This is a genomic window from Micropruina sp. (assembly GCF_047606665.1).
In the GTDB taxonomy this organism is placed as follows: Bacteria; Actinomycetota; Actinomycetes; order Propionibacteriales; family Propionibacteriaceae; genus Micropruina.
The window spans coordinates 36,130-61,551 of sequence record NZ_JASGEF010000068.1; the positions used below are offsets into that span (position 1 = coordinate 36,130).

Here is a 25,422-nt window from a genome sequence, read left to right on the forward strand (position 1 = left end):
CCGGTCACACCCCTGAATTGCACCCCCTTTTGCTCACATGTAGCATAAGGGTGTCTCTTACCGAGGAGGAGCCGATGAGCACCACCCTGATCAGCGCCGAAGACCTGTTCCGCCGTGTCGACCAGGTCGTCCCGGCCGTCGAGTGGGCCACCATGGCCGACGACGTGAACGCCATCCTGCGACTGAAGGCCGAACTCAACGCGGTGATCCTGGCCCACAACTACATGCGTCCGGAGATCTTCCACGGGGTCTCCGACATCGTCGGCGACTCGCTGGCACTGGCCCGCGAGGCCACCGAGGTGGAGGCCGACGTGATCGTGCTGGCCGGCGTCCACTTCATGGCCGAGACGGCAAAGCTGCTCAATCCGAGCAAAACCGTGCTGATCCCCGATCTGCGCTCGGGCTGCTCCCTGGCCGAGTCGATCACCGCCGAAGACGTCCGCGAACTGCGCCGGCAGCACCCCGGCGTCCCGGTGGTCACCTACGTGAACACCTCGGCCGCGGTGAAGGCCGAGAGCGACATCTGCTGCACCTCGGGCAACGCGGTGCGGGTCATCGAGAGCCTGGGAGTGCCCGAGGTGATCATGATCCCCGATCAGTTCCTGGCCGCGAACGTGGCCCGGCAGACCGGGGTGAAGGTGATCACCCATCCGGGCGCCTGCGAGGTGCACGAGCGGTTCACCCCCGCCGACATCCGGCAGATCCGGGCCGACTACGCCGGCGATGTGACGGTGCTGGCCCACCCAGAATGCCCGCCCGAGGTGGTCGACGAGGCAGACTACGCCGGTTCGACCGCGCAGATGATCGGTTTCGTGGCCGACCGGCGTCCGAAGCGGGTCGCATTGATCACCGAGTGCTCGATGAGCGACAACGTGGCACAGGAGTACCCCGACGTCGAGTTCGTCCGGCCGTGCAATATGTGCCCGCACATGAAGCGGAACACGATGGCCTCGATCCGGCACGCCCTGGAGACGATGACCCACGAGGTGACCATCGACGCCTCCGTCGCCGACCGGGCACGCCTGGCGGTGGAGCGGATGCTGGCCGTAGGAGCGAAGTGAACGCCCGCGAGGTCGTCATCGACGGCCCGGTGATCATCGGCGCCGGACTGGCCGGGCTGAGTTGCGCCATCGAACTGGCCCCGGCCGGCTGCCTGGTGCTGTCGGCTGGCGCACTCAGCACCGGCACCTCGACCGGCTGGGCACAAGGCGGCGTGGCCGCCGCTGTGGGTCCGGACGACTCCCCCGACGACCATGCCGCCGACACGCTGGCCGCCGGAGCCGGCCTGTGCGACGAGACGGTGGTGACTTCGATCACCGCGGCGGCGCCGGACGCCATCGAGTGGCTGGCTCGGCAAGGGACCCGCTGGGATCGCAATCCGAACGGCTTGCTGCGGCTGGGCCTGGAGGGTGCGCACGGACGCCGTCGCATCGTCCACGCGAACGGCGACGGGACCGGTGCGGAGTTGCTGCGCACCGTGGTCGACGCCTCCCGCCGGCTGGATTCAGTGGCGATGTGGGAGCATGCGCCGGCTCGCCGGGTCGTGGTCGAGGGCGGACGGGTCGTCGGCGTCGAGGTCGACACCCCCGCCGGTCCGGTGCTGCTCCGGACGCCTGCCGTGGTGCTGGCGACCGGCGGCGTCGGCGGGCTGTTCAGCCACACCACCAACCCGCTGAGCTCGCGCGGGCAGGGGTTGGCGCTGGCCTTCCGGGCCGGTGCGGCGCTGCGCGATCTGGAGATGGTGCAGTTCCATCCCACCGCCCTGGACGTCGCGATCGATCCGATGCCTCTGGTCAGCGAGGCGGTCCGTGGCGAGGGCGCGATCATCGTCAACGAACGCGGCGAATGGGTGCTGGCCGATCCGCTGTCGGCCCGCGATGTGGTGTCGCGCGGCGAGTGGGCGCAGCTGCAAGCCGGACACCGGGTCTTCCTGGACGCCCGCACCTCCCCCGGTGCGCGGTTCGCCGAACTGTTCCCGTCGATCCACGCCACCGCGGTCGCCGCCGGTCTCGACCCAGCGCGCGATCTGCTGCCAGTGCGTCCCGCCGCGCACTATCACATGGGTGGCGTGCTAGTAGACGCCCACGGCGAGAGCACGGTGCCGGGCCTGTTCGCCGCCGGCGAGGTGGCCTCCACCGGTCTGCACGGGGCGAATCGGCTGGCGTCCAATTCGCTGCTGGAAGCGGTGGTCTGCGGACGCCGGGTCGCCCAGCACCTGGTGTCCGAGTACGGCGGCGAGACCGGGACATGCCCGGTCCCGGTGCCCGAATGGGGGGCGCGGGACTGGCAGGCGTCCGGGCCGCTGGTCGAGCGGATCCGCGGCCTCGTCACCGCCGGCGCCGGGGTGCTACGGGACGCCGCCGGGCTCCGCCGTACGCTGCGCGCGCTGCAGCCCCACCTGGACGACGACGGCGGGCTGGTCGGCTATCTGGTGGCGCACGCCGCGCTGCAGCGTGCCGAATCTCGCGGCGGGCACACCCGCACCGACTTCCCGCAGACCGCCGAACCCCGGCACACGCTGATCACCCTCGATGACGTGGAAGGCATCGCCGCATGAGGAACCTGCCCCGGCTGCTGATCGAACCGATCGTCCGGGCCGCGCTTGCCGAGGACCTGGGCCGGGCCGGCGACCTGACCACCGACAGCATCATCGCCGCAGACGCCGTCGCCACCGTCCAACTGGTCGCCCGCGACCGCGGCGTGCTGGCCGGGCTGCCGCTGGCCCAGTTGGCCTGGGAGCTGATCGAGGACCGGATCGCGTGCGACGTCCACCTGCCCGACGGCTCCCGGCTGGAGCCGGGCAGCGTGATCGCCACGGTGCACGGCCCGGCCCGCGGCCTGCTGACCGGTGAACGGGTGGCGCTGAACTTCCTCGGACATCTCTCCGGGGTGGCCACCGGCACCGCCACCATCGCCGACGCGATCGCGCACACCCATGCGAAGGTGGCCGACACCCGCAAGACCATTCCAGGGTTGCGCGCATTGCAGAAGTACGCGGTGGTCTGCGGTGGCGGCTCGAATCACCGGTTCGGACTGGACGACGCGGTGCTGATCAAGGACAACCACATCGCGGTCGCCGGCGGCATTCGCGCGGCGGTCGAGGCGGCACGGGCGCACGTCGGCCACCTGCAGAAGATCGAGGTCGAGGTCGACTCACTGCAGACGCTGGCCGAGTTGCTCGAGGTCGGCGCGGACGTCGTCCTGCTCGACAACATGGGCCCGGACAGCCTGCGCCAGGCGGTGGCCATGGTCGGCGGCCGGATGGTGACCGAGGCGTCCGGACGGATCACACCGGAGACCGCGGTGCCGATCGCCGAGGCCGGGGTCGATCTGATCAGCGTCGGCTGGCTCACCCACAGCGCACAGGTGCTGGACATCGGGCTCGATCACGTGACCCGCTGAACCGGGCGCACTGTCGTTCCGCCTGTGGTAGGCCAGGGGCCGCAGCCAACGACCACGGCGCGAGGAGCAGCACGGAATGAATGACGTCTGGATGAATGGCGTCTGGCTGGGCAGCCTGATCAACCTGCGCAATCTGATGCAGTTGTCCGTCTGCGCCGACCGGCGGTACGGGCCGACCCACAACATGAGGCACCGCGCGCGAGATCCACGAGTCGCTGGTGCCGCACGGTCATCGACCCGGCAGTCCGGACGAGGTTGTGCTGCTGGGCTGGAGCGGTGGCGCCCAGATCGCGCTCGGCGCCACCTGGTACCGGCAGGCGTTGGGTCTGCATGTGTCGGTGCTGTCGCTCGGCGGCATGCTGTCCGACGACTGGCCCTGGGCCGGGTGGAACATCTGTGACACCTGTACGGCAGCAAGGTGATCGACACCATCGAGGAGATCCTGACCGCCCGCGGAGCGCCAAGAAGACTCGCAGGCGGCACCGATCCTGAGGGACCGGGGGCCGTCACTACTCGGATGACAGCACGAAATGTCTGCACTCAACGGGACCCGTTCAGCGGCGCCCGGCGGGAGGTCCTCGACGAGTGCAGAGATTTCGTGTTGTCGCCCCGCATCCCTCCAGCCGCGCGCACTCCCACGCCGAGACGATTCTTGCCACCCGCTCTCCGCGAGGCCTAGGGTCCGAGCAACACCCTCACCTGCGAGGAGGCAGCTGTGAGTCAGAGTCCCACCCAACGCCGTGCGGAACGTATTGATCAGACCCGCTCCGGTTTCGATCTCGTCGTCGTCGGCGGCGGGGTCAACGGGGCCGGCATCGCCTGGGACGCCGCCCTGCGCGGTCTCCGGGTGCTGCTGCTGGAGAAGGGCGACATCGGCTCGGGCACGTCCTCGTGGTCGAGCAAGATGATCCACGGCGGCCTGAAATACCTGGAGAAGTACGACGTCCCGCTGGTCCGCGAGTCGCTGCGCGAGCGGGAGTGGCTGCTGCAGGCGGCGCCGCACCTGGTGAAGGAACTGCGCTTCATCATTCCGTTCTACAAGGCGAACGCGCACTCGCCCGCCATCCTCGGGCTGGGCATGGTCGCCTACGAGGCGCTGAGCTTCGACAAATCGCTACAGCGGTTCTCGATGTGCACCCGCGATCAGCTGCTGCGCCGCGAGCCGGGGCTGAACCCCAACGGCCTGACCGGTGGAGCGATCTACTCCGACGCCCAGGTGAATTACGCCGAGCGGCTCAGTTGGGAGATCGCCGAGGCCGCGATCCGGGCCGGCGCCCAGGTGCTCACCCACTGCCGGGTCACCCGGCTGAACGTCAGCAACGGCAAGGTCGTCTCGGTCGACTTCCATGACGAGATCGGCGGCGGCGACCACACCGTCCCGACGGCTGCGGTGGTGAACGCGGCCGGGCCGTGGATCGACGACGTCTGGAGCAATGCCGCGGAGCTGAAGCTGCCCCGGATGAACGGGGGCACCAAGGGCACCCACCTGGTGGTCGACCCGTTCCCCGGCGCACCCAAGGACGCCTTCTACTACGAGTCCGAGGACGCCCGGCCGATGATGGTCATCCCCTGGATGGGCCGCTACCTGCTGGGCAGCACCGACATCCGGTTCGAGGACGACCTCGACATGGCGTCCGCCACCCCCGACGAATACGACTACATCCTGTACGAGACCAACAAGGTGCTGCCCGGCGCGAACCTCACCGTCGATGACATCCACTACTCCTACACCGGGGTGCGTCCGCTGCCCTACGTGGACGCCAACAACGTCGCCGACATCACCCGCCGGCACGACATCCGGCAGCTCCCCGGCTCGGACGGCCTGTACACGTTGGTCGGCGGCAAGCTGACCACTTTCCGCCAGGTCGGCGAAGACGTCGGCAACCTGCTGATGAAGCGGTTCGGGCTGAAGCGCAAGAGCGTCACCCACAACCTGCCGCTGCCCGGCGGCGGCCAACCGGACGCCGGCAAGATCCGTGCCCGGATCGCCGATTCGGGCCTGCCGGAGGTCACCATCGACCGGTTCGCCGGCCAGTACGGCAGCGCCGCCCCGGACGTCGCGACCTTCGTCACCAGCTCGGACGAGCGCCGCGAGGTGATCGACGAGGCGTTCGGCCTGACTGCCGGCGAGGTCGAGTGGGCGATCACCCACGAGGAGGCCTACCGGCTCGCCGACGTGCTCGCCCGGCGCACCATGATCACGCTGGAGAACAACCTGGGCCGCCCGGCGATCGAACCGGTCGCCGCGATCTGCGCCCGCGTCCTGGAGTGGTCCGACGACCGCCGGGACGCCGAGATCGCCGCCTACCACCACTACCTCACCCGATTCATCCCGCAGAAGGAGCAGAAAGCATGAGCGGACAGGGCCTGATCGTCGGGGTTGACCTCGGCCTCACCGGAATGAAGGCCGTTGCCTTCGATGACACAGGAAAGCCGCGCTTCCAGTCGCGGGAGGCGTCCATTCAGGACATGCCGAAGCCGTACTGGGTGGAGCGTGACGGCCGCGACTTCTGGGAGTTGTTCAGCAAGATGCTGCGCGGCCTGGTCGAGCAGGTCGAGGCCGCCGGCGAGACCATCGCGGTGGTCGGCATCGGCTGCCACGGCGACGGCGCCTGGCTGATCGACTCCAACGGCGACCAGGTGCGCCCCGGCATCCTCTCGCTGGACTCGCGCGCCATCCAGACTGCGGCCCGGCTCAACGCCACCGTCGGCGACGACCTGCTGCGAGTGACCGGCCAGCGGGTGGGTCCGGCGTCCCCCGGCGTGGTCCTGGCCTGGCTGAAGGAGAACGAGCCGGAGTCGCTGGAGAAGGCGCGCTGGTTCGTCTCGGCGAAGGACTTCCTGCGCGGCATGCTGACCGGCTCGTTCGGCACCGACCTGACCGAGGCCAGCACCGCCTTCACCGACGTGCACACCCAGCAGTACTCGCCCGAGGCATTCGTCCTGTATGGACTGGAGGAGCTCGAGGCCAAGGCGCCGCCGATCGCGGCACCCGGCGACATCGTCGGCGGCGTGACCCGGCTGGCGCACCTGGCGACCGGCCTGCCCGAGGGGCTGCCGGTGATCGCCGGCATGCACGATGTGGACGGCGGCGCGATCGGCGCAGGTGCGGTGAAGCCGGGTCAGCTGGCCGTGATGGCCGGCACCTGGAGCATCAACGAGGTGATCTCGGATCGTCCGGTGACCGGCGACACCTGGTTCTGCCGGGCGTTCGTCGAGCACAACACCTGGATGAACATGTCTATCTCGCCGGCCAGCTCGGCCAACCTGGAATGGTTCGTCACCACCCTGTGCGCCGTCGAGATGGACGCCGCGCGGCACGCCGGGCTGAATCCCTACGGCTTCATCGACCGGGAGGTCGGCGAGGTGGGCCTGGAGGATCCCGTCACCTTCCTGCCGTTCCTGTACGGCAACCCGATGGGCATCGACGCCTCCGCCTCGGTGTCCGGCCTGCGGGCCTGGCACAAGCGGGGACACCTGCTGCGCGGCATCTACGAGGGCATCGCCTTCAACCACCGGATCCACTGCGACCCGCTGGTCGAGGCGTTCTCGGTCGAGGACATCCGGGTGGTCGGCGGCGTGACCCAGTCGGACATCTGGCCCCAGCTGTTCGCCGACACCATGGGCAAGCCGATCCAGATCCCGGTCGGCGGCGAGGGCGGCGCCCTCGGCGTCGCGATGGTGGCCGCGGTCGGCATCGGACGGTTCGCGAACCTGACCGAGGCGTCCGAGGCGATGGGCACCACGACCAACACCGTCGAACCCACCGCCGAGGGCACCAAGCTGATGCAGGAGCGCTTCGAGCGCTTCATGGCCCTGGTCGACACCCAAAAGCCCTGGTGGGCGGAGCAAGCAGCGAAGTGAGCTAGCCACTGGTCGAGGCTTGCCAAGACCTCTGATCTGAGAACCGTCCCCGGTACGCCGGGGACGGTTCTCTTGGTCACCGGGGACGGTTCCTTTGGTCACCGGGCCACTGCTGGTCGAGCTAGTCGAGACCCCTTTCGCGGCCGTTCGCTGGCGTCTCGTCATCCCGTGCTTGACACGGGATCTCGGACCGACAGGTTCTCGCCGACCGAGCTCTCCCTGGGCGACTGGTTCGACAGCCTCGACCAGCGGCGATCGGGCCCGACTAGCGTGGCGGTATGAGTGGTCCCGGCAGTGTGATCGTGGTCGGCGGCGGGCCGGCCGGCATGGTGTGCGGGCTGTTGCTGGCCCGCGCCGGGCTGAGGGTGACCGTCCTGGAAAGGCACAACGACTACTTCCGGGGCGACACCGTCCACCCCAGCACCCTGACCCTGCTGGACGAGTTGGGCCTCGGTCCGGCCTTCGACCAACTGCCGCACAGCAAGCTGGAACAGGTCCGGGTGCCGGTCCGAGGCGGCGGCGACGTGGTGGTCTCGGACCTGACCCGATTGCGGCTGAACCGGCCCTACATCGCCATGACACCGCAATGGGACTTGCTTCATGTGCTCGCCGAAGCGGGCCGGTCCGAGCCGACGTTCGAGCTGCGGATGGGCACCGAGTTCATCGGATTGCTCCGCTCCGAAGGCCGGGTGGTCGGCGTCCGATGCCGTGACGAGGACGGCGAACACGACCTTCTCAGCGACCTGGTGATCGGCTGCGACGGACGCCGGTCCGACGTGCGGGCGGACGCCCTGCTGCCGCTGATCGAGCTGCCGGTGCATTTCGACGCCTGGTGGTTCCGGCTGCCCACCGAGGTCGCGGGCTCCAGCCTGGTACCGCGCGCCGCACCGGGCGCGGTCTTCGTGATGATTCCGCGGCGCGGTTACGTGCAGGCGGCCCGGCTGATCCCCAAGGGCAGCGACGCCGAGTTGCGAGCGGCCGGCATGGACGCGTTCCGGGAGGCGATCGCCGCGGCGGCACCCGAACTGGCCGACGCCGCGTCCGGATTGGAGTGGGACCAGGTCAAGTTGCTGGACGTCCGGGTCGACCGGCTGCGGCGCTGGTGGGCGCCGGGGCTGCTGTGCATCGGGGACGCCGCGCACGCCATGTCGCCGGCCGGCGGCGTCGGCGTGAACCTGGCGGTGCAAGACGGCGTGGCCGCCGCGCGGCTGCTGGCCGCCGCGCTGCTGGCGGGACGGCTCGCCGACGCCGACCTCGAAGCCGTCCAACACCGTCGCGAGTTCGCCGCGCGGGCCACCCAAGCCGGACAGCAGGTGGTGCATCGCGGCATCGATGCCTTGCTCGAAGGCGGCCAGCCTGACCGGATTCCTCCGGTCGGATCAACACGATCCCGAAAACCCGCTACTCGATTGCCCTCCGCCGGCGTGTCGCCCGGCTCTCGGCCATCGACTACGCGATTTTCGGGATTCTCCGGCGGCAACCCGCTGGAGGTGCCGCCGGCCGCGGCGTCCGTACTGCGCGCGCTGCCGTGGCTCACCTCCATCCCCGCCTACCTGATCGGGGTCGGCGTCCGGCCCGAGCATGCACCGGCCTTCGCCCGCCGCTGACGCACGAACCCTTCTGGATGCCTCAGGCCGTGGGATGGATCTCGATCCACTCCCCGTCCGGGTCGGTGAGGACCAGCTTCGGACCGGCCTCGTCAGAGGTCCGGGTGGGCTCCACACCGGCCGCCTCCAGGCGTGAGGCCAACTCGTCTAGGGCCTCATCGGTCTCGAAGCCGATCCGGACGTCGTACGGCGGCCCGAACAGATCGCCGTCCGGCCGAAGACCGCCTTCGGCATCGCGCGGCGCCGGCTCGCCGTAGTGGATGCCCAGGACGCCAGACCGTTCGCCGGCGCGCATCCCGATCCACCACGGGTCGTCGTAGGACGGCGCGGTGAAGCCGAAGGGATGGAAGTAGGACGCCTCGGCCTTCAGGTCGGGGGTCACGCAGACCGCGACCACGTCGAGGGTAGGCGGCGTCGTCGCCTCGTACACCCGGTAGCCGCCGTAGAGGTCGTCCTGGCCCTCGTTGAGCCCGATCACGTCACCGACCGCGACCTGGCCCGGCTCCGCGCCGATCGGAGGCGCGTGCCGCACACCGAGAGTGCATTGCTCGCCGCCGTCAGCCCGTCGGGCAAGGCACCCGCAAGCGCCGATGTCACCTACAGCGCGGCCGACCTCCTCGCCGCCTGGACTGTGCGATAAGGCACACCACCGCTGGCATCCAAGAAGGCAGGAACGACACCATCAGCGCATCACAGGACGCGGGCCGTCAGTCGCCACATACAGCCCGGCTTCAGCAGCCTCCCGTGCCATCGTGTCCAAGATCTCCCGGCGCCGGGCCTGCATCAGCCTCTGATATGCGACCAGATCCTGCAACTGCACGTAGCGATGCCGGCCTGGCTTGGACATCGGGATTTCACCCCGCTCAAGCAAACGCACCAGCGTGGGACGCGAGACACCCAGGAATTCAGCCGCCTGCTGCGTCGTCAGCCGGGCACTCTGCGGGATCACGCTCACCGCCATCCCCTGCATCAACGCCTCCGCAACCTGCACCAGCGCCGCGTGCAGAGGTTCGGGCAACTCGATCCGACTGTTGTCCGGCGCCACCAGCGCCGCTTTCGATGTCGGCGCGAGAATCCCACGCTCGGCCAGCGCCTGGACGAAGTCCACGATCTCCGCCTCGGCACCCTCAGGGAAGAACGTCCTGGCGTCGGCGGCTGCCTGATTTCGGGCCACGTTGACCACCTCCTCTGGCCGCCAGCCCACCAACCACCCACCCTCAAACGAACGAAACGAACACGCGGATCGACGTGGCAGATCGACGTGGCAGGTCGGGTCTCGCCGTCAAGCTCGACCGACGAAGATCAGCGCTTCCTTGGCGGTTTCGTGCGACGATCCCAGACGTGATCGCCGACCTACGCGGAGTGTTGCTGGACTTGGACGGCACCCTGCTCGATCACCGCGGCGCCGCCGACCGTGCTGCGATCGCCTGGGCACGGCAACTCGGCCTGGCGGACGACGGAGACTCGGTCGCACGCTGGCGACAGGCGGAATCGCAGCACTACCCGCAGTTCGAGCGCGGCGAGTGCTCATTCCAGGAGCAGCGCCGCCGTCGGGTTCGCGCCTTCTCATCCGCTCTGGCGGGAATCGACGACGCACGAGCCGACGCGTTGTTCGACGACTACGCCGCCCCACTACCGGCAGAACTGGCGGGCGCTCCCCGGCGCCGCCGAGCTGATCGGCCGAGCCTTCGCCAGCGGCTGCCGCGTTGGCGTCCTGACGAACGGCGACGAGGGCCAACAGCGCGAGAAGCTGGCGGCGATCGGGCTGCTGAGGCCTGATCTACGGGTATTCGCCTCGTCCACACTGGGCTGCGCCAAGCCGGAGGCACGAGCCTTCGAGCTGGCCTGCGGGGGTCTGGCGACAGCACCGTCGCAGACCGTCATGGTCGGGGACGACCGCGTCAAGGACGTACTGGGCGCCCGTGCCGCCGGCCTGCACGCTATCCACCTCTGCCAGGACGAAGCTTCCGCCGATGAAGGCATCGCCCGATCGCTGTGGGAAGCGGCTGATCTGATGTTCGGGGACGACTACCGCCGAGGCTGAACGACAAAGGCCTTTGGTCTGGCAATCCGATCCAGATGGCAGTTTCCCAGATCAGCCAAGAGCAGGGCCAGCTGGCCGTCCGACGGTGCGTCTACCATGCGATCCAACTCACGGCGATCAGTATCCATCCGACGAGCGCCCGGCCACGCCGACAGATCCTTCCAACGCGACACCAGTGTCAGCTATAGTCGACACATGGTGGAAGTCCTCACGACGCGACACTCTCATTCTCCTGCTGTGCGGCGGCGACAAATCAACACAGCAGGCAGACATTGACAGGGCACACCAGCTCGCTGCTGATTGGCACTCGGAGGAGGATGGATGATGACTAGCAAGACCGAGAAGTACACGTCGTTCAACCCGGCCGACTACCTCGACGGCATCGACGACGTCGCTGCCTACCTGGAGATCGCCCTGGAAGAATCGGCGGACGATCCGACAGCGGTGCCCCGCGCACTCGGCGTCATCGCACGCTCGCGGAACATGAGCGAACTCGCCCGACGCGTCGGCATGAGCAGGGATGGCCTCTACAAGGCCCTCTCCGCCGAAGGAAACCCGACCTGGTCTACGGTGCTCAAGGTCACCAACGCACTCGGGCTACGCCTCACCCTCCATCCGGTGGCGTAACCTCACGACGCAAAACCCACTCGCCGACCCGATGCCACGACAAGTACAGAAGCAATACGCAGGTCGCGCCGATGCGCGCCACGAGGACGGTCCTTCGCCCATTGGGAGAGAGCATGACAGAAGGCCCCTTCACCGCTACGAGCACGAGCATCTGTCTTGGAGGTCTGCGCTTATCCGCAACCTGGTTGCGGCGGCTACTATCCGTGGCCAGATCCTTGGGTCGGTGAGCGCGAGATCCTGAGGTATACCGCGGCGGTCCCGGACGTTGTCGATATCACCGGCCGTGTCCCAAAGGGCAAGGGCCGGGCCGTTGGTGTGTGCTGCGTTGCAGTAGACACCACGAACCCTCTCGCCGGCCACAGGCTGATCCTCGTAGATCGCACGGGCCCATTCCTGAGTTCTGGCCCTTGGGTAGTCACCGATGGCCAGAGACGGCAGAGCGCCGATCCGCATGGCTGCGCCTTGCCCTCGGAGATCGAGCACTCGCAACGGCGCGACCGGTCGGACCAGGGCAATCCGATAGCTCGGACAGACCCAGGCCTCCGGATAGTCTCCGAAGACCTCACCGAACGCGGTGATCAGATTGGCGGCCACATACAGCACCGACCGGGCCTCGGACGACAGCTGCGACTGGCCGTCGACGGTCGGCACGTGATGATCAAGCCGGTGCAAGGGCCCATAGCTGCGGTGAGCGATGCCGTCCGGGGTGTGGTCTGAACGGTGGTAGATCCGACACCAACGCCATGGCCGACGCCCTGTCGGGGTCCGCCATTGCCAGGTCCAGCCACGACCACCCGTGAGGGGACGTCTCGCTGTCGGTAGCGGGGCTACCACGCGGCGGCTGTCCCGATGCGCGCGGCCTTTATCACGTCCTCGACCTGACCGGCAGCAAGCCGATCCGCCGGTGTCGCTCCACCCAGATCGGGATGGCGCCGCGTGGCCCAGTTGGTCATCGAGACGACACCGCCTGGGAACGCTTCCCCCAGCCGGGCGAGGCCGGGAAGCACACCGCGTTCGGCGTCCGGGCTGAACTGCCACACGGGTAGCCGCCACTCTCGGCCCTTCTTCAAACCGATCACATCGCCGGTCCGAAGCCGGTCCAGGATCGCCTGCTCGGACACCTCCAGCAGCTCGGCAGCCTCTCCGCGGGTCAGGGATGCCTCGAGAACCCGGCGCCTCGCCTCATATTGAGCGCGCAGATTGGCCAGCGCCGCCTCCTTACGCTCCACCCGATCCGGCGCGCGCCCCCACAAGGTGGGGTCGAGGGCGTCCCCCGACTCATCGACGATCGACCGGACGAAACCCTTCCGCGCCTCCGCGGGGACGGTAGCCAGCACGCCTTCGAGCACAACAGCGAACTCGACCGACTCACCCTGCGCCAACGCACCCTTCTGGTCGCGGCCAGGAATCATCTTCGCCCGCTTGTCGGCGGCCCTGGCGGGCTTCCCGGTGACGACGCTCCGGCGATGGCGCCTGCCGGCGGCGCGCCTCGAGCGCCCCGCGGAGAATTGGGTCTTGATCGACATGACCCAAGAATATGCTTGACAAGTTAAACAAGGTAACACGGCCGACACGCCCAACCCAGGTCGTGGGAATCTGCAAACCTGTTCGGGGGAATCCGCGATGAGGTCCGGGGAAATCCGCGACCGCCGCGTAGGCTTGGGCCATGGCTGATGAGCTCCTGCGCCGCAACGCCACCCCGCTGGCGGAGGAGACGCTGGCCGACTCCCCGATCGCCGTGATCAGCGGGGCCCGACAGGTAGGCAAGAGCACACTCCTACACCAGCTCGTCCAGGATCGCGATGCTCGAGTGCTCAACCTCGATGATCTCGGCGACCGAAGCGCAGCCGAGGCCGACCCAGACGGGTTCGCCTCCCAGTACCCGCAAGGCCTCCTCGCCATCGACGAGGTACAGCGGGTACCGGAGCTGCTGACCTCGCTGAAGGCGTCCGTCGACCGCGACCGGAGACCGGGCCGCTTCCTCGTCACGGGATCCGCGGACCTCCTCTCCCTTCGTGGCGCGCAGGAATCGCTCGCCGGCCGGGCACAGACCATCCCGCTGGAGGGCTTCAGCCGCGACGAACTCGCGGGGCGCACCGCCGACTTCGCCTCCTTCGTGTGGTCGTTGCCCTCCATCGACACACCGAATGACCGCCACGGGATCACCCGCCGCGACTACCTCGAACTCGCGACCACTCCCACGTTCCCCGAGCTACGAGACCGCACAGACCGCGCACGGGAGCGATGGCTGTTCGGCTACACCGAGCGCCTGCTGGCAAAGGACTCCACCGACATCACCGGGATCCTGTATCCCGATCGGCTCGAGACGCTGCTCACGGTCATCGCGGCGCGCAACTCCGGGGAGTTCGTCGCCGCCCGCATCGGCCGCGAGATCAACGTCCCGGAGCGATCGATCCCGGCATACCTGCAGGCGCTCCGCAGCGTATTCCTCGTCCGGGTGATCCCCGGCTGGTCGAACAACATCGCGAACCGGGCGGTGGCCACGCCGAAGGTCGCCCTCACCGATACCGGCCTCGCGGCGCACCTCGTTGGCGTCGACGTCAATGGGCTCGAAAGGACCGTGTCATCCCCGCTCACCGGCGGACTCGTCGAGGGATTCGTGCTCGGCGAACTCGCGAAACAGCGCGCATGGTCGGCGAAGTCGACCCGTATGTTCCACTATCGCGACGACCACAGCCGAGAGGTCGACATCGTCCTCGAAGACCGGCGCCGCGACATCGTGGGGATCGAAGTCAAGACGTCGTCGAGTCCCCGCGCAGGAGACTTCAAGGGTTTGCAGTATCTCCGTGAACGGCTCGGTGAGCGATTCATCGCCGGCATTGTCCTGCACACCGGAGAGCGCTCGCTGCCGTTCGGCGACCGGCTCTGGGCACTGCCGATCGCAACCCTGTGGGACCACTGAGCCCCGCAGCCGCAACGATCGCCCCCTCGGATGTTAGATGACCCAATAGACCACACCTGGCCCCGCCGGGCCAGGTGTGAAAATGCTTGTCAGGAGGCGTTTCGGCTTGTCAACTGCCGAACACACCAAAGTGCGCGAGAGAGGAGTTGAACCTCCACGTCCTTTCGGACACACGGACCTGAACCGTGCGCGTCTGCCATTCCGCCACTCGCGCGTGCCGCTCGAAGCGACCCGGAAGAGAGTAGCACAGCGCGAGGCACCGTCCTGACCACCGGCGTCCGATCTCGGCCTCGACTCGCACTCCAGACCACCCCGGCCACCGCAAGCCTCGCTCAGGGGGTTCCACTACTCTGTGCGCATGGGAGTCTTCGATCGCGTCGAGAAGAAACTTGAGGGCGCCGTGAACGGCGTCTTCGCGCGCGCGTTCAAGGGCGACGTCCAGCCGGTCGAGATCACCGCCCGGTTGCAGCGCGAGTTGGACGCGGAGGCCAAGCTGCTCACCCGCGAGCGCCGACTGGTCCCCAATGATTTCACCGTCCAGTTGTCCCGGCACGACCACGATCGGCTGGCGCCCTACTCCAAGATGCTGAACTCCGAGGTGATTCCGCAGCTCAACGAGTACGCGGCGAGCAAGGGCTACATCTTCAACGGCCCGGTCACCATCGACTACCAACTGGACGCCAGCCTGCCCACCGGACGCTTCACCGTCCGCAGCGCGGCGGTCGCCGGCGTCGACGGTTCGGACGCCTCCGCGACCCAGATCCGGCGGGCCGCACTGGTTCTCGAAGTGAACGGCGTCCGGCACCCGCTGAGTCCGCCCGGCCTGGTGATCGGACGCGGCACCGAGGCCGATCTGCGGATCAACGACCCCGGCATCTCCCGCAAGCACGCCCGGATCGTCGTCCAGGGCGACGGCGACAGCCAGCTGATCGCCATCGAGGACCTGGGCTCCACCAACGGCATCGTGATCGACGGCCAACGCGTCCGGCACGCCCCCCTCGGCGCGGGCAGCCGGATCGAGATCGGATCCACCCGCATGTCGATCACCTCACCGAGTTCCAATGTCTGACCTCGTCGTCCTCGCGCTGAAGCTGCTCTTCCTGGCGCTGCTGTGGCTGTTCGTCCTCTTCGTGGGCAACGTGATCCGCACCGACATGTTCGGCCGCAAGCTGGCCACCAACGAGGCCGGCGAACTGCAGCCGGTGCGTGAGCTGAAGAAGCAGAAGCGGCGCGCCTCCCGTCCGGCCAAGAAGCTGCCGAGCCAGCTGCGCGTCTCGCACGGCAAGCAGGAGGGGCTGACCCTGCCGCTCGGCGAGACCGTCAAGATCGGCCGGGCCGCCGACTGCCAGCTGATCCTGGACGACGACTATGTCTCCACCCGCCACGCCCAGATCGTCCGCACCGACACCGGCTATGTCGTCGAGGACCTCGGCTCGACCAATGGCACCTACGTCAACAACGAACGGATCACCACCGCGACCCCGTTCGGCACCGCCGACACCCTGCGCATCGGCCGCACGCTGATGGTGGTGGAGAAGTAGCCATGACGCTCACGTTGTCCTACGTGGCCCGGTCCGAGATCGGCCTGGTCCGCAAGAACAACCAGGATTCGGCCTACGTCTCCCCCACCATGCTGATGGTGGCCGACGGCATGGGCGGCGCGGCTGCCGGCGACCTGGCGTCCGCCGTGGCGATCGGCGAGCTGCGCGAATCGGACGGCGACCTCGGCGGCACCGACATGCTGGAGGTCGTCGCCGGGGCGATCGCGCACGCCAACGAGCGAATCCGCGACCTGGTCGCGCACGACCCGTCTCTGGACGGCATGGGCACCACCGTCTGCGGCCTGCTGTTCGACGGCGAGCGGCTCGCCGTCGCCAACATCGGCGACTCCCGCGCCTACCGGCTGCGCGACGGCCACTTCGAACGGATCACCCGCGACCATTCCTGGGTGCAGTCGCTGGTCGACGACGGACGGATCACCGAGGCCGAGGCGCTGCTCCACCCGCACCGCTCGCTGATCCTGAAGGTGCTCAACGGCCAGCCGAACCACCAGCCCGACCTGGAGATGAGCGACGTCAAGGCCGGCGACCGCTACCTGATCTGCTCCGACGGGCTGTGCGGCATGGTCACCGACGCCGCCATCGAGAAGCTGGTCGGCGGCACCGATCCCGATCAGGTGGTGGAGCAGCTGATCAAGATCGCCTACGACGAGGGCGGACTCGACAACATCACCATCATCCTGGCCGACGTGGTCGAGGACGGCGTCCCCGGCCCGACCATGGTTCTGGGCGCCGCAGCCGAGATCGACACCGAGATGGCCCCGGACGAGGCCGAAGACACCCGTCCATTGCCGACCGAAGGCGCCGAGCCCGCCGATCCGCAGGCCGAAGAACGAGCCGAACAGGCCCGCTACCAGCCGACCACCCGCGGGCGGGCGTCCGCCTGGGTGAAAGTGGTGCTCGGCATCGTGCTGCCGCTGCTGGTGCTGGGCGGCGGCGTCTTCGGCTGGTACTCCTTCACTCAGACCAAGTACTTCGTGGGCGACTCCGACGATCAGGTGGCGGTCTTCCGCGGCGTCCCCGACCGGGTGTTCGGCATCAACCTGAGCACCGTTCTGCAGGTGCACAACACCCACGTCAGCGACCTGCCGCTGTTCTACCAAGAGAAGGTGCGTGCAGCGATCGTGGTGCCCGACCTGGACGCCGCCAACACCGCCACCGAAGAGCTGCGGGTGATCGCCCAGCATTGCATCGCCCAACGCGAGGACCGTGCCCGCACCACCACAGCACCCAAACCACCGAATCCGGCCGTCAGCCCGTCCGTTTCGGCCACCACATCGCCAAGCCCCGGCGCCTCGCCGTCCGCCAACTCGTCGCCCAGCGCCGAGCCCACCCCCAAGGCCCCCGAGGACTGTTGACCATGGGCGAAGTCGTCGTCTTCCGCAAGCGGCGCGGTGTCGAACTGGTGATGCTCATCATGGGAATGGGTCTCGCCGTCGGCGGCTACGTGCTGGTCGACCTCAACGCGCTCGGCGAGCTGCCGGACAACTGGTACCGGACGCCGGCGCTGTACCTGCTGCTGGGCCTGGCCGCGCACGTGGTGATCCGCTGGCGCCTCCCCTACGCAGACCCGCTGTTGTTTCCGCTGGTGTATCTGCTGAACGGCCTGGGTCTGCTGATGATCCACCGGCTCGACCTGGGCGGCACCGAACGGACCCATTCGGCCGAACTTCAGCTGACCTGGCTGGCGATCTCACTGGCGGTGTTCGCCGTGGTGCTGTTCGTGCTGCGCGACCATCAGGTGCTGCAGCGGTTCCCCTACCTGACGTTCCTGGCCGGCCTGATCATCCTGCTGATGCCGCTGCTGCCGGTAATCGGCTTCGAGAACCACGGCGCCCGAATCTGGATCAAGGTCGGCCCTTACAGCTTTCAGCCCGCCGAGTTGGCCAAGATCGTGCTGACCATCGCGTTCGCGTCCTACCTGGTCGAGAAGAAGGACGTCCTGGCGCTGGCCGGCGCCCGCTTCGTCGGCATCGACCTGCCCCGTCCGCGCGACCTCGGCCCGATCACGATCATGTGGCTGACCAGCCTGGCGGTGCTGGTCTACCAGAAGGACCTGGGCACCTCGCTGCTGTTCTTCGGCTTGTTCGTGATGATGCTGTACGTGGCCACCGAACGGCCCAGCTGGCCGATCCTGGGCACACTGCTGTTCTGGGGGGGTGCCTTCGTCGGCTGGCTCAGCTATACGCACGTCCAGACCCGGGTCGCGGCCTGGCTCGACCCGCTCTCCGACTGGGATCGGAACTACCAGATCATCCAGGGCCAGTTCGGGATGGCCTGGGGCGGCCTGTTCGGCACCGGCCTCGGTCTGGGACGCCCGAACCTGACCCCGCTGGCCAAGAACGACTTCATCGCCGCGGCGCTCGGCGAAGAGTTGGGCGTGGCCGGACTGATGGCGGTCATCGTCCTGTACGGGGTGATCGTGATGCGTGGCCTGCGGGCCGCGCTGACCGCGTCCGAACCGTTCAGCAAGCTGCTCGCCGCCGGTCTGTCGTTCGTGTTCGCACTGCAGGTGTTCGCGATCATCGGCGGCGTCACCCGGCTGCTGCCGCTGACCGGCCTGACCACCCCGTTCGTCTCCCAGGGCGGCTCGTCGCTGATCGCCAACTACGCGATGATCGCCCTGCTCATGGTGGTCACTCACCGGGTGCGGCGTCCGGCGCCGCCGGCCGAGGAGCCGTTGCAGTCGCTGGCTCATGACACCACCCAGATGATCGCCGTGCCCAGCCGTCCGGTCGACCCCCGGCCGGCCCCGAGCCCGGTTCAGGGCCCGGCCGGCACGCCGGTGAGCGTCGACGCGCCCACTGCGCCGGTCCGGACGCCGGTGAGCGCCGACGAACCCACCACCGCGATCCCGGCACCGACTGGACCCGACGAACCCACCACCGCGATCCCGACGGGCGGCGTCCCGGCGTCCGATGACGATGTCCGGCCGGGCGGGAGGCTGCCATGAACCGTCCGATCCGCCGCGTCGCCCTAGTGTCGATGCTGATGACCCTCGCTTTGCTGGTGAACATGTGCGTCAGCTATCTGGTCCGCCAGGACTCGCTCAACGCGCAGGCGCAGAACCGCCGGGTCACCGACGCCGCCTTCGCCCAGGATCGCGGCGCGATCATGGTCGGCAACACCGCGGTCGCCGAGACCGTCGCCTCGAAGGACCAGTTCAAATTCCAGCGGCGCTACCCGCAGGGCGAGCTGTACGCGCCGATCACCGGCTACTTCTCCTACCTGTTCGGCGCATCCGAACTGGAGAACTCCTACGGTCCGCAGCTCTCCGGCAGCGACAGCTCGCAGTTCGTCAACCGGCTGATCGATCTGGCCACCGGGGCGAAGCCGAAGGGTGCCAGCATCCAGACGACTCTGAACGCGAAGGCCCAGCGGGCTGCCGCCAACGCGCTCGGCGACAAGAAGGGCGCCGTGGTCGCGCTGAACCCGAAGACCGGGGCGATCCTGGCGATGGTGTCGTCGCCGACCTTCGACCCCAACACGCTCGCCACACACAATCTCGGCAACTCGCAGAAGGCCTGGAACTCGCTCACCAAGGACAGCGCCAAGCCGATGTCGAACCGGGCCACACGGGAGATCTTCCCGCCCGGCTCGACGTTCAAGGTGATCGTCTCCGCCGCCGCCCTGGAGGCCGGCTACGAGCCCGACAGCGAACTCGACAGTTCGTCCTACACGCTGCCGGGAACCAAGACGACGATCGACACCACCTGCGGCAACCAGGCGACGCTGCGCCAGGCGCTGGTCTCGTCGTGCAACTCGGCGTTCGCCCGGCTCGGCGTGAAGCTCGGCGCGGACGCGCTGCGCGATCAGGCCGAGAAATTCGGCTTTGGCATCAAGCCGCTGTCCGACATCGGCTCGGCAGCCAGCCGGTTCCCCGACGAGATCGACACTCCGCAGACTGGGCTGGCCTCGATCGGCGGATTCGACGTAGCGGCCACCCCGCTGCAGATGGCGATGGTGGCGGCCGCCGTCCGCAACGACGGCGTCGTGATGCAGCCCTACCTGGTCGAATCGGTCCGTTCGGCCGATCTGCAACTGCTCAGCCAGACCCGGCCGTCTCAGCTGCGACTGGCGACCAGTTCGTCCAATGCGGCCAAGCTGCGGCAGATGATGGTCGACGTGGTGAACAACGGCACCGGCTGGCGGGCGAAGATCTCCGGTGTCACGGTCGGCGGCAAGACCGGAACCGCCAACTCCGACAACGTCCGGACGCCATACGCCTGGTTCATCGCCTGGGCGGAGGACCCGAACGTGGCCGTCTGTGTCTTCGTCCAGGACGCCGAAATGGAGGCCACCGATGTGGCCGGCGGGCGAGTCGCGGCGCCGATCGCGAAGTCCGTGATCGAGGCGCTCCGGTGACCCCGGCGGCGTCCTCGGCGAGAATGAACAATCCGACGACGAGGAGACAACGGAATGGGTGACGAACCCAGGATGCTCGGCGGGCGCTACGAACTCGGTCCGCTGCTGGGCCGAGGCGGTATGGCACAGGTGCGCCGCGCTCGCGACATCCGGCTCGGCCGACAGGTGGCGGTCAAACTGCTGCGCACCGACCTGGCCGGCGACCCGACCTTCCAGGCCCGCTTCCGGCGCGAGGCGCAGGCTTCGGCCGGGCTCAACCATCCCAATATCGTCGCCGTCTACGACACCGGCGAAGAACAGGATCCGGCCTCCGGGGTGTCGGTGCCGTACATCGTGATGGAGCTCGTCGAGGGCCACACCCTGCGCGAGCTGCTCCGCGACGGCGACAAGATCCTGCCCGAGCGGGCGTTGGAGTTCACCGCCGGCGTCATGGACGCTCTGGCCTATTCGCATCGGGCCGGCATCGTGCATCGCGACATCAAACCGGCCAATGTGATGCTGACCAGCGCCGGCCGGATCAAGGTGATGGACTTCGGCATCGCCCGCGCCGTCGCCGACACCTCGGCCACCATGACCCAGACGGCGGCGGTGATCGGCACCGCCCAATACCTGTCCCCCGAACAGGCCCGCGGCGAGACGGTGGATGCCCGCTCCGACATCTACTCAGCCGGCTGCCTGCTCTACGAGCTGCTGGTCGGACGTCCGCCGTTCCGGGGCGACTCGCCGGTGTCGGTGGTCTACCAGCACGTCCGCGAGCACCCCGTGGCGCCCAGCCAGCTCGACTCGCAAGTCACCCCCGAGATGGACGCCATCGTGCTGAAGGCGCTCGCCAAGGACTCCGGCCAGCGCTACCAGACGGCGTCCGAGATGCGCGACGACATCAACCGGCTGCTGGCCGGGCAGGCCGTCCACGCCGTCGCGCCGCTGCCGGAACCGGCCCCGACGAGTGTGCTGGCGGCGACCGAGATGCTCAGGCCACCGGCGACGCCGAGCCCGGCGGCATCGACGGCCGCTCTCGAACACCCCGACACGGCCACCATTCCGCAGCGGGCGATCGAGGAACCGCGACCGAGCCGCAAGGCCTGGATCTGGGGAGTTCTGGCGTTCCTGCTGGTGCTCGGCTTGGGCTACGGAACCTATCTGTACTTCAACCCGGACGCCCGCGTGGCGCAGGTGGAGGTGCCCAACGTCAGCCAGCGCAGCCAGGACTGGGCCGAACAGCAGTTGACCGAGGCCCAGTTGCAGGTGATCGTCTCCCCCATCGTCGGCGCGGACGACGAAACGGTCGGACGGGTTATCGGCCAGGATCCGCCGGCCGGAGTGAAGGTGCCCGTCGGCACATCGGTCACCATTGAGGTCAATGTCGGCCCGAAGAAGGCGACCATTCCGACCGACCTGGTCGGAATGTCGGTCTCGGAGGCCGAAACGAAGTTGACCGGTCTCGGCTTCAGCAACGTGAAGCGCACGCCGGACGCCAGCAGCACCGACAAGAAGGCGAACACCGTGACCAGTACGAACCCCGGTGGCGGCGTGACGGTGACCCTGGACACCTTGATCACCCTGTACTTCTCCCCCGGCACCGGCATCGTCCCGAACTTCAACGGTCTCAACAAAGCCGCCGCGCAGGCCCAGGCCGACCGCGAGGGTTTCACCGTCACCTTCACCGAGGAAGAGACCGACCAGGCCGAAGAAGGCAAGGTGTTCAAGCAGAACCCGCAGTCCGGTGAAGAGATCAAACGCAGCCAGAAGATTCAGCTGGTGCTGGCCAAGGCCCCGGTGCCCGAGTCGGAATCGCCGTCGCCCAACCCAGGCGAGAGCAAAGGCAGCAGCGACGAGGAAACCCCGTAGTCACCAGGCTTGAGAGTGGAGTGCATCGAAGCCTGCGTCCTGGACTCGACCGGCTCGACCGGCGAAGTCGACGGTCAGCGCAGCGCCATCAGCGGGGTGAGTCCCTTGGCACGGGCCGGCGCGCCGGCGTCCCCGCAGACCGCGAGCCAGTTCGCAAGCATCTGGTAGCCGCCCTCAGTGAGCACCGACTCGGGGTGGAACTGCACCGACTCGACCGGCAGGCTGCGGTGCCGCACCGCCATGATCACCCCGGACGCCGTGGTCGCGGTCACTTCCAACTCGTCGGGCACGGTGGCCGGGTCGAGCGCCAGCGAGTGATAGCGGGTGGTGGTCAGCGGGCTGGGCAGGCCGGCGAATACGCCGGTCCCGTTGTGCAGCACCTCTGACGTTTTGCCGTGCAGCAGCTCGGGGGCGCGTCCGACCACGCCGCCGAAGGCGACCGCCATCGACTGCAGCCCCAGGCAGACTCCGAAGATCGGCAGCCTGCCGGCATGTGAGCGCACCACGTCGATGCAGACGCCCGCCGACTCCGGCGTCCCCGGCCCCGGCGAGATCAACACGCCGTCGTAGCCGTCCGCCCAGTCAGGGGTGTCGAAGCGCAGGTCGTCGTTGCGCCAGACGTCCACCTCGGCCCCCAGCTGGGCCAGGTACTGGACCAGGTTGTAGACGAAGGAATCGTAGTTGTCGATCACTAGGATGCGCGCCATAGGCACTATTGTCGCCGATCCCCGACCCCGGCATCTCGTCATCCCGGCGAACGCCGGGATCTTAGACCAGCACTGACCCCGACAAGATCCGGGATCAAGCCCCTGACGACGCACCACGCAGTTCAGCCGATCCGCTTCGCCTGAATGTCGAGGCTGCCACGGTAGGCAGGCATCGTCACGGACGCCTCGATGCGCTGGCCGTAGCCGAGCCCGTACGCCGTCACGTACTGCCGGTAGATCTGCACCGCGGCCGAGCCGGACAGCGCCCGGTCGAGCCGGTCGGTGTCGCCGATGGCGGCGATCTCGTACGGCGGGGCATACGGGACACCATGCAGCACCACCGAGTTGCCGACGCATTTCACGCCGGTGCGCGAGGTCACCCGCTGGCCCTGGACGGTCATCGCTTCGGCCCCGCCCGACCACAGCGCGTTCACCACCGCCTGAATGTCCTGCTGGTGCACCACGAGGAGTTCGGGACTCACCCCCGGCGGCTGGACGTCGGAACGGGCGTCGTCCAACGTCACTACCACGGCGGGACCCTTGACCGAGGTCTGGGCGGCCACCTCGGACGCCGCCCGCAGCTGTTGCTCATTGACCCCGCCGCCGTCAGTCTTGGTGAGCGCGTCCACGTCGCGGCGCAGCTTCGCGATCCGCTCGGTCAGTTCGGCGTTGCGCTTCGACTCGGACTGGATCAACCCGGCTAGATCGGTGTTCCGGTTGGGCCGCAGATCGGTGCCGCCGGCGTTGATGGCGCTGGTGGCGATCATGAAGCCGGCCAGCACACAGACCGCGATGCTAGCGATCCGCTGGCCCAGCCGGATCTCGACGGCACGTTTGGACGCCCGGCGCAGCCGTGCCCAGGCCCGCATCCATTGCCGCTTCACATCCGCGAGTGTAGGACCTTCGTCACCAGGCGGGTTCGGCCGGTCGCGAGTGAGGCCGGTAAGGTAGCCCTCATGCCGGAGTCCAGGATTCGCAAGCAGGCTGCGAACAAGAAGAAGCAGGAGTCCGCCGAAGCGGCGTCCGAAACGCGCAAGAGGCGTCAACGCAAGGTGGCCGCTCCGGGCAGCCGTCGTTGGGTGCCGCCGACCTTCATCACCGTCGGCCTGCTGGGCGTGCTGTGGCTGGTGGTGTACTACATCGGCGGCCACCTGATCCCGTTCATGAGCGATCTGGGCGGCTGGAACGTGCTGATCGGCATGGGCTGCATGGCGGCCGCGTTCGGCATCGCCACCCTCTGGAAGTAGGTTCCTCGCCAGGGCTGGCGGCTATAGTCCCGCCATGCCGCCACGGTCGTCCAAGCAGTCCGACGAGACCGACGACGACCGCGGCTGGGTCGCGACCAACCTTCGTTACCTCATCGCCCTCGCTCTCAGCCTTGGTGGCCTGATCTGGCTGCTCTGGGTTCCGCGGATCTGTGGTCAGGAGCTCGGCGGTGCCGCCAAGGACACCCCGGTCGAGGTCTGTCGCGCGGTCCAACTCACCGATCCGGTCGTCCTCGCCTGGCTTCTCGGGGTGGTGCTGGTGCTGTGGGGCACCCTCTCGGAGGCCAGTGTCGCGGGGGTGATCACGTTGAAGCGCGCGGTGACCGAGGCAAAGCGGGTGACCGAAGAGGCCCGAGCCACATTGCTGCGGGTCGATGCGTCCGCCCGCCAGTCGCAGACGCAGATCCTCCAGGCCGGAGGCCCGGTCGGCCCCGGACAGTTCGGCACCCAGTTCCACCTCACCGGCGCAGTGCCGATGTCTGCCCGGCCTCACGTCATTTCCGACGGCCAACTCCCCGAACCGAACCCCGCGGACGCGAGCCTGCCGCAGGAAGAGGTGGATCGGGCCTACGTCGACCTGGTCGATTGGGTGGTCCGATCCCAACTCGACGAACTGACGAGTCGGATCCCAGGCGCGGACGCGGCCCACGCCTACGTGCAGGATTCGAACGGCCTGCTGTCCAGGATCGACGGTCCGGTCGGAAAGCGCGGACGATCCTGGAAACCGGGCGAGGGCACAGTGGGGACCGCCTGGCTGACCGGTGCCTTCGTCAGCGGCGAACCCGCAGGCATGCCGATCACGGCCGTGGCAGCCGTCCCGATCATGAACGCGGCGGGGCGCAGCATCGGCGTGCTCAGCATCCACTCGACCACCACGCCGCCGCCCGACTTCGATTCCGACGATGTGCTCTTCGCGATGTCCGCCTCGAGCGAACGGATGGCACGGGTCTACGTCGCCCTGCTCCGCATCGAAACGGATGCCTGAATCCGCTCGTCATCTGTCGGTGCGGCGAGCCATACTAGGGTCATGGTCATCAAGCGAATCGACAGCACCATTCGCAGCTACGTGGTGCAGAAGATGGATGCCCAGACCAAGACCGTGCAGTTGACGCCGTCCCAGATCGCCCACGCGGAACGGGCGACCAACACCCGAACGGACGGCACGACGCATGGGGATCTGCGCGGCTGATCGAGCGCGTCGCCGCGCCCGC

At 68.2% G+C, this 25,422-nt stretch carries 25 protein-coding genes, 1 tRNA gene and 1 pseudogene; 20 read left to right on the forward strand and 7 right to left on the reverse strand.

Annotation, left to right across the window (positions count from 1 at the left end; all coding sequences use genetic code 11):
* Nucleotides 1-74: 74 nt before the first annotated feature.
* From nadA to QM619_RS16315, 7 genes are all read left to right on the forward strand, one after another.
* Nucleotides 75-1,061, forward strand: a complete 987-nt coding sequence (gene nadA / locus QM619_RS16285; protein ID WP_415111177.1) for a quinolinate synthase NadA — start codon at nt 75-77, stop codon at nt 1,059-1,061.
* On the forward strand, nt 1,058-2,557 hold the full coding sequence (locus tag QM619_RS16290) for an L-aspartate oxidase (protein WP_415111180.1): 1,500 nt from the start codon (nt 1,058-1,060) through the stop codon (nt 2,555-2,557). The genes nadA and QM619_RS16290 overlap by 4 nt, the downstream gene beginning before the upstream one ends.
* Entirely contained in the window at nt 2,554-3,402 is an 849-nt protein-coding gene (nadC, locus tag QM619_RS16295; RefSeq protein ID WP_415111183.1) for a carboxylating nicotinate-nucleotide diphosphorylase, read from the forward strand. The genes QM619_RS16290 and nadC overlap by 4 nt, the downstream gene beginning before the upstream one ends.
* A 218-nt stretch (nt 3,403-3,620) precedes the next feature.
* Complete coding sequence (locus QM619_RS16300) at nt 3,621-3,824, forward strand: hypothetical protein (protein ID WP_415111186.1); 204 nt, start codon at nt 3,621-3,623, stop codon at nt 3,822-3,824.
* 293 nt (nt 3,825-4,117) lie between these two features.
* Nucleotides 4,118-5,758, forward strand: coding sequence for a glycerol-3-phosphate dehydrogenase/oxidase (locus QM619_RS16305; RefSeq protein ID WP_415111189.1), 1,641 nt, complete (start codon nt 4,118-4,120; stop codon nt 5,756-5,758).
* Entirely contained in the window at nt 5,755-7,266 is a 1,512-nt protein-coding gene (locus tag QM619_RS16310; protein ID WP_415111192.1) for an FGGY-family carbohydrate kinase, read from the forward strand. Before QM619_RS16305 ends, QM619_RS16310 begins: the two co-directional genes overlap by 4 nt.
* A gap of 278 nt (nt 7,267-7,544) precedes the next feature.
* Nucleotides 7,545-8,873: an FAD-dependent oxidoreductase gene (locus tag QM619_RS16315; protein ID WP_415111195.1), complete on the forward strand. Its 1,329-nt coding sequence runs from the start codon at nt 7,545-7,547 to the stop codon at nt 8,871-8,873.
* 22 nt (nt 8,874-8,895) lie between these two features.
* Here the strand turns inward: QM619_RS16315 and QM619_RS16320 are convergent, their stop codons facing one another.
* Both QM619_RS16320 and QM619_RS16325 read right to left on the reverse strand, forming a co-directional pair.
* The gene (locus QM619_RS16320; protein ID WP_415111198.1) at nt 8,896-9,405 is read right to left on the reverse strand and encodes a VOC family protein; all 510 of its coding nucleotides are present in this window, start codon (nt 9,403-9,405) and stop codon (nt 8,896-8,898) included.
* Nucleotides 9,406-9,555: 150 nt separating this feature from the next.
* Nucleotides 9,556-10,047, reverse strand: coding sequence for a helix-turn-helix domain-containing protein (locus QM619_RS16325; RefSeq protein ID WP_415111201.1), 492 nt, complete (start codon nt 10,045-10,047; stop codon nt 9,556-9,558).
* 167 nt (nt 10,048-10,214) lie between these two features.
* Here QM619_RS16325 and QM619_RS16330 point away from each other — a divergent pair, with 167 nt between their 5' ends.
* The 3 genes from QM619_RS16330 to QM619_RS16340 all read left to right on the forward strand — a co-directional run bounded on the left by QM619_RS16330 (nt 10,215) and on the right by QM619_RS16340 (nt 11,544).
* Nucleotides 10,215-10,652: a hypothetical protein gene (locus tag QM619_RS16330; protein ID WP_415111308.1), complete on the forward strand. Its 438-nt coding sequence runs from the start codon at nt 10,215-10,217 to the stop codon at nt 10,650-10,652.
* A complete protein-coding gene (locus QM619_RS16335; RefSeq protein WP_415111302.1) occupies nt 10,549-10,917 on the forward strand; it encodes an HAD family hydrolase in 369 nt (122 codons plus the stop codon). The genes QM619_RS16330 and QM619_RS16335 overlap by 104 nt, the downstream gene beginning before the upstream one ends.
* Before the next feature lie 324 nt (nt 10,918-11,241).
* Nucleotides 11,242-11,544 (forward strand): addiction module antidote protein, encoded by a 303-nt coding sequence (locus QM619_RS16340; protein ID WP_415111204.1) that lies wholly within the window; start codon nt 11,242-11,244, stop codon nt 11,542-11,544.
* A 135-nt stretch (nt 11,545-11,679) separates the two neighbouring features.
* Here QM619_RS16340 and QM619_RS16345 read toward each other — a convergent pair whose 3' ends face one another.
* Together QM619_RS16345 and QM619_RS16350 are read right to left on the reverse strand one after the other, a co-directional pair.
* Entirely contained in the window at nt 11,680-12,195 is a 516-nt protein-coding gene (locus QM619_RS16345) for an RES domain-containing protein (protein ID WP_415111207.1), read from the reverse strand.
* A gap of 176 nt (nt 12,196-12,371) precedes the next feature.
* Nucleotides 12,372-13,070, reverse strand: a complete 699-nt coding sequence (locus QM619_RS16350; protein ID WP_415111210.1) for a hypothetical protein — start codon at nt 13,068-13,070, stop codon at nt 12,372-12,374.
* A gap of 140 nt (nt 13,071-13,210) precedes the next feature.
* On the opposite strand from QM619_RS16350, the gene QM619_RS16355 reads away from it, so the two are divergent.
* Entirely contained in the window at nt 13,211-14,467 is a 1,257-nt protein-coding gene (locus QM619_RS16355; RefSeq protein ID WP_415111213.1) for an ATP-binding protein, read from the forward strand.
* 131 nt (nt 14,468-14,598) lie between these two features.
* Here QM619_RS16355 and QM619_RS16360 read toward each other — a convergent pair.
* Nucleotides 14,599-14,681: transfer RNA gene (locus QM619_RS16360), tRNA-Leu, on the reverse strand.
* Nucleotides 14,682-14,825: 144 nt separating this feature from the next.
* On the opposite strand from QM619_RS16360, the gene QM619_RS16365 reads away from it, so the two are divergent.
* From QM619_RS16365 to pknB, 6 genes and pseudogenes are all read left to right on the forward strand, one after another.
* The gene (locus QM619_RS16365; RefSeq protein ID WP_415111216.1) at nt 14,826-15,536 is read left to right on the forward strand and encodes an FhaA domain-containing protein; all 711 of its coding nucleotides are present in this window, start codon (nt 14,826-14,828) and stop codon (nt 15,534-15,536) included.
* Nucleotides 15,529-16,008: an FHA domain-containing protein gene (locus QM619_RS16370; RefSeq protein ID WP_415111219.1), complete on the forward strand. Its 480-nt coding sequence runs from the start codon at nt 15,529-15,531 to the stop codon at nt 16,006-16,008. The genes QM619_RS16365 and QM619_RS16370 overlap by 8 nt, the downstream gene beginning before the upstream one ends.
* A gap of 2 nt (nt 16,009-16,010) precedes the next feature.
* Nucleotides 16,011-17,384 carry a protein phosphatase 2C domain-containing protein gene (locus tag QM619_RS16375; protein WP_415111221.1) on the forward strand — a complete coding sequence of 458 codons (1,374 nt, stop codon included), beginning with the start codon at nt 16,011-16,013 and terminating at the stop codon, nt 17,382-17,384.
* Nucleotides 17,385-17,386: 2 nt separating this feature from the next.
* Nucleotides 17,387-18,730 (forward strand): annotated as a pseudogene (locus QM619_RS16380) (FtsW/RodA/SpoVE family cell cycle protein); the annotation flags it as partial.
* Between the two features lie 245 nt (nt 18,731-18,975).
* Complete coding sequence (locus tag QM619_RS16385; protein WP_415111224.1) at nt 18,976-20,391, forward strand: peptidoglycan D,D-transpeptidase FtsI family protein; 1,416 nt, start codon at nt 18,976-18,978, stop codon at nt 20,389-20,391.
* Between the two features lie 54 nt (nt 20,392-20,445).
* Nucleotides 20,446-22,239 carry a Stk1 family PASTA domain-containing Ser/Thr kinase gene (pknB, locus tag QM619_RS16390; protein ID WP_415111227.1) on the forward strand — a complete coding sequence of 598 codons (1,794 nt, stop codon included), beginning with the start codon at nt 20,446-20,448 and terminating at the stop codon, nt 22,237-22,239.
* Between the two features lie 74 nt (nt 22,240-22,313).
* On the opposite strand, the gene QM619_RS16395 is transcribed toward pknB, so the two are convergent.
* Together QM619_RS16395 and QM619_RS16400 are read right to left on the reverse strand one after the other, a co-directional pair.
* Nucleotides 22,314-22,946 carry an aminodeoxychorismate/anthranilate synthase component II gene (locus tag QM619_RS16395; protein ID WP_415111230.1) on the reverse strand — a complete coding sequence of 211 codons (633 nt, stop codon included), beginning with the start codon at nt 22,944-22,946 and terminating at the stop codon, nt 22,314-22,316.
* A gap of 122 nt (nt 22,947-23,068) precedes the next feature.
* Complete coding sequence (locus QM619_RS16400) at nt 23,069-23,830, reverse strand: DUF881 domain-containing protein (RefSeq protein ID WP_415111233.1); 762 nt, start codon at nt 23,828-23,830, stop codon at nt 23,069-23,071.
* A gap of 72 nt (nt 23,831-23,902) precedes the next feature.
* On the opposite strand from QM619_RS16400, the gene QM619_RS16405 reads away from it, so the two are divergent.
* The 3 genes from QM619_RS16405 to QM619_RS16415 are packed head-to-tail and all read left to right on the forward strand — an operon-like array spanning nt 23,903 to nt 25,400.
* Nucleotides 23,903-24,193: a cell division protein CrgA gene (locus QM619_RS16405; RefSeq protein WP_415111244.1), complete on the forward strand. Its 291-nt coding sequence runs from the start codon at nt 23,903-23,905 to the stop codon at nt 24,191-24,193.
* 34 nt (nt 24,194-24,227) lie between these two features.
* Entirely contained in the window at nt 24,228-25,196 is a 969-nt protein-coding gene (locus QM619_RS16410; RefSeq protein WP_415111248.1) for a GAF domain-containing protein, read from the forward strand.
* A gap of 42 nt (nt 25,197-25,238) precedes the next feature.
* Entirely contained in the window at nt 25,239-25,400 is a 162-nt protein-coding gene (locus QM619_RS16415) for a hypothetical protein (RefSeq protein ID WP_415111251.1), read from the forward strand.
* The last annotated feature ends 22 nt before the right edge of the window (nt 25,401-25,422 follow it).